The 3,991-nt window shown below is 73.5% G+C and carries 4 protein-coding genes; 1 reads left to right on the plus strand and 3 read right to left on the minus strand.

Annotated features, from left to right (window positions below):
• Both IE249_RS01645 and IE249_RS01650 read right to left on the minus strand, forming a co-directional pair.
• A partial coding sequence (locus tag IE249_RS01645; protein ID WP_189702937.1) for a hypothetical protein occupies window positions 1–1,904 on the minus strand: 1,904 nt, incomplete at its 3' end.
• Between the two features lie 70 nt (window positions 1,905–1,974).
• Window positions 1,975–2,475: a tetratricopeptide repeat protein gene (locus IE249_RS01650; RefSeq protein ID WP_189702938.1), complete on the minus strand. Its 501-nt coding sequence runs from the start codon at window positions 2,473–2,475 to the stop codon at window positions 1,975–1,977.
• Between the two features lie 141 nt (window positions 2,476–2,616).
• On the opposite strand from IE249_RS01650, the gene IE249_RS01655 reads away from it, so the two are divergent.
• On the plus strand, window positions 2,617–3,033 hold the full coding sequence (locus tag IE249_RS01655) for a hypothetical protein (RefSeq protein ID WP_189702939.1): 417 nt from the start codon (window positions 2,617–2,619) through the stop codon (window positions 3,031–3,033).
• Window positions 3,034–3,113: 80 nt separating this feature from the next.
• Here the strand turns inward: IE249_RS01655 and IE249_RS35850 are convergent.
• The coding region (locus tag IE249_RS35850) for a DUF1996 domain-containing protein (protein WP_229857198.1) at window positions 3,114–3,991 on the minus strand (878 nt) is incomplete at its 5' end.

A 3,991-nucleotide genomic window follows, 5' to 3' on the forward strand; every position in this document is an offset into this window, starting at 1 on the left:
CCGATCGACCTGCCGTCCGCCAGGGTCGCCTTGAGGGCGGCCTGGGCGCCCCGGGTGGCCGCCACGGCCAGCAGATGGCCCTGGGAGGCCCCGCGGACACCGCCCGACGCGTCGATCGACTCCGTGTCCCGGCTGCCCGCCGCGAGCAGGTACCAGTCGCCCGCCCCCGACTTCCATAGCACCCCGGCCAGCACGTGCGGATCACGCGCACCGCAGTCCGGCACGTCCTCGCCCTGCGCGGCCACCGCCGCGTACTTCCCGCCCGGGGCGCGGAACTGGGCCAGCACCCGCGGATCGTCGCCGCGCCAGGTGTCGGCCCGGGTGCACACCCAGGCGGCGGTGCCGCTCGCGTCGGGCAGCGGCTGCTCGGCGTACTGCCAGGCGTTGACCGACCGCACGCCCTGCGCGCGCACCGCGGCGAGCCCGCAGGCCAGCGGCGCCCAGGCGCGCAGCCCTGCGGGGCCGGACACCTCGTTCGGGGCGGTGGGCCGGCCCGTGGTGAGGCCGGCCGGGACCAGTTCGCCGAGGTCGGTCAGCAGGTGTGTGCCGGAGGCGCCGGTCAGCTGCAGCGCGTGCCAGGAGGTGCAGGCGCCGGTCTGCTGGACCGGGCTCGCCAGCGGTCCGGTGACGCCGCCGGTCAGGCCGAGGTTCAGGGCCCCGGCGGCGGGCTTCATCAGGTCGCGCTCGGCGGCCCCGCGCACCCAGGGCGCGGTCAGATAGCGGACGTTGCCGTCGGCGCGGCCGAGGACCACGGCCGACGCGTGCCCGCCGGTCGCGCCGTCCACCCGCGCGAAGTCGAGGGCCGCGCCCTCGGTCGAGTCCTTCGGCTCGGCGTAGCGGGCGATGCGCAGTCCGTCGTAGAGGAGGACCACGTGCGCGTTGTCCACCGTGCCTGCGTAGAGCAGTTGGGGCGGTCCGGCGGGGCCGCCCGAGGCGGTGCCGGGGGTGGCCGCGACGCGCACGGACTCGCCGGGACGCGCCCAGACGGCCAGGGCGCGCCGGAGCAGGGCGGTGTCGCCGGTGAGGTCGCCGCGCGCGGGCCACACGGAGAAGTCCAGGCGCGCGGAGGTCCGCCAGGCGATGGGCGCGACCCTCACCAGCCGGCCCGGGTCGAGCGCGGCCTCGGCGGAGGGGTTGCGGGCGTAGGCGGGGGCGGCTGCGCCGTCGGGCCCCCAGCCGCCGCTGGGCAGCACCACGAGCGCCCCGCACACGGCGAGGGCCGCGGCGGCGGCGAGCGCGGCCCTGCTGTGCCGGCGGCGGCGCATCAGGTCGGTGGGCCGGGCCTGCAGCGAGCACGGGTCGAACTCGGGGGACTCCAGCAGCGCGTACTGCGCGGGAACGCGGTCGGCCTGGCGCAGCGCGGCGTCCGGGTCCGCCACGCCCGCCTCGTCCAGTACCTCACGCACGGTGTGGTCGGCGAGCCTCTCCAGACCGCGCAGGACGTACGCGGCGCGGGCCGGGCCCGGCAGGGCGGCGAGCCGCTGGTCCAGGGCGAGTTCGTCGGCGCCGCCCGAGCGCGGGAACAGCCTCAGCCCCCACACCTGGGGCAGCGGCGGCGGCAGCTGGGCGCGCGGCGAACGGGACCGGCGTCCGCGCGGGCGGTCCGCCTCCAGGGCGGTGCGCAGCACCTGGAGGCGGACGTAGGAGTAACCCGGGTCGGTGGCGCGGCCGGTGGACTGGGCCGGTACCGCCCGCGCCGAGGACCGGCCGCGGGGGAGCGCCCGCTGGACGAGGGCGTGCGCGGTCAGGACCCGCCGGCCCCGGCCCAGCCGCGGCGGCAGCACCAGGTAGGCCAGCCGGACCAGCCGCGGGTAGTGCTCGACGAGCGCGGCCTCGGCCTGCTCGACATCGACGACCGGCTCGGAGAACGACGAGGAACGCGGGGCGACATCCTGTGACTGCACATATCGCAGAACGACCGAACAGCCACTTGGTCACCCGCCGTCCTGGTGCGTCAGGGCGCCTCAGGATGCCTCAGGCGTCCGAAGCCACCAGCAGCCGTGCGTAGTTCGCCATCGACCGCTGGTAGCGGGGCAGATGCGGGGCAAGGGCCCCCAGCACCAGGGACAGCCCCTCGCGGTCCCGCCCGAGACTGGACAGGCACAGCGCGAGACACGCCCGCACGGCGTCGTCCAACTCGTCGGAGGGCGAGTCGAGTTCGGGGGTCAGCAGTTCGACGCCCTCCGCCGCCCGTCCCGTGTTCCTGAGCGAACTGGCCAGCTGGATACGGGCCCGACGCCCTCGGTACCCGCTCAGCCCCCGGCCCAGCGCCTCCCGGTACAACGGCACCGCCCGGTCGGAGTGGCCGGTGGAGTCCCAGGCGCAGGCTCGCTCGAAGAGGCCGAGCGGGCTGTCCGCGGGCAGCTCGGCGGCGAGGGCGTCGATCACCGCGCGGAACGCGGGAGCCTCGTCCTCGCCGTAGTCGTCGAAGCGGGCCCAGGCGGCGGCCACGCGGTCTTCCCAGTCCTGGTTCACCGGTCCACCCTCGCACGGATGTGCGTGTGCGGCCCAGTGATTTGAGTGTTGGGGGGCCGGTGCTCGTATCGAGGGGTGGGGCTCCTCGTCGGGGAGCTCTGCGGCGTGCTCGAGTGTGACGTGTGAGGACCGGAGGAAGTGATGAGGGTGACCCGACCGATGCTCGCGGTGGCCGGGGCCGCGGTGGCGGCGGCTGCGCTGGCGGGCTGCGGCTCCGGTGGCGACGCGGCCGCGAAGGTGCCGCCGACGGCGACCGGCAGCCTGGAGAGCCTGGCCGCCGAGGTGAAGTGCAAGCCGAACATCCAGACCGACGCCGACACCATCCGGCAGGCCATCTGCACCGGCTCCGCCGGCAAGTTCGTCCTCGCCACCTTCTCCACCGACCGTGGCCAGCGCGAGTGGATCAACGAGGCCAAGGACTACGGCGGTTTCTACCTCGTCGGCCGCAAGTGGGTCGCCGTGGGTGACGACGGCGTGGTCACCGCGCTGCGCGGCACGCTCGGCGGCGACGTGGAGATCGGCACCGACCACCACGCGCACACGGGCCACACCGGCTGAGTCCGGCGCACACGCGAGAAGGCCGGCGGCGGGAGATCCCGCCGCCGGCCTTCCCACTGGGTCACCGGTTCAGTGCCGCACTAGCACCGCTGCCCGTTGTTGATGCAGTTGGCGATCTTGTTCGCCAGGCCGCCGGTCGTGACGCTGATGAAGTCGTCGTGATCGGTGGCCGGCTTGTGCAACTGCTCCGGGAAACCGTCCACCGCGTAGGCGTTCTTCACCACGCCGTTCTGGATGGTCGGCGGGTTGATCTTGTAGACCAGCCGCATCGTCAGCTGCGGGATGGCCTTGAAGCCGTTCTGGCAGTTGCCGTTCGCGTCGGCGAAGGCGACGTGCGTACGGTGGTTGGCGCTGTCGATGTTCTGCCCGTCCCAGCAGCTCTGGAAGGCGAAGGTGCGCACCACGTTGCTGCCCTGCGGGCAGATCGGGTACTGCGTCGTCAGCTGGACCTTGTTCTCGAAGCCGGTGCAGCTCCAGTGCGCGTTGGCGTTGGCCAGGCCGTTGGTCGTGGTCTTGGCGTCACCGGTGATGATGCGCAGGAACTGCGGCATCGCGACGACCTTGCTGGTCGGGCTGCCCACGTACTTGATCTGGGCCTGGACCGGCGTCAGGATCTTGCCGACGTTGCCTTCCTTGCCGCCGCCGTCCGCGTTCTGGTCGAAGTCCTGCGTGCCGTCCTGGACGCGGACCACCGGCCAGTAGTACGCCGACAGGTCGTTCTTGTTCTGGCAGCTCGTGCCGCCCTGCAGGAACGTCTGGTTGCTGGAGAACGCGTCGACCTTCTGGTTGCCGACGTAGTCGTGCAGGTGGTGGGCGCCGTTGGTCACGCCGGGCGCCACGATCACGTTGTCGGTGTTGTGGTTCTTGTTCGCGTTCACACCGCAGCGGGTGGTGAAGCTGCCGTTCGAGGCGTTGCCGGACTTCTGCGGCTTCGCGGCGACGTTCGGCTGGACCTTGG

It is taken from the genome of Streptomyces anandii JCM 4720 (assembly GCF_014650655.1).
GTDB classification, from domain to species: Bacteria; Actinomycetota; Actinomycetes; order Streptomycetales; family Streptomycetaceae; genus Streptomyces; species Streptomyces anandii.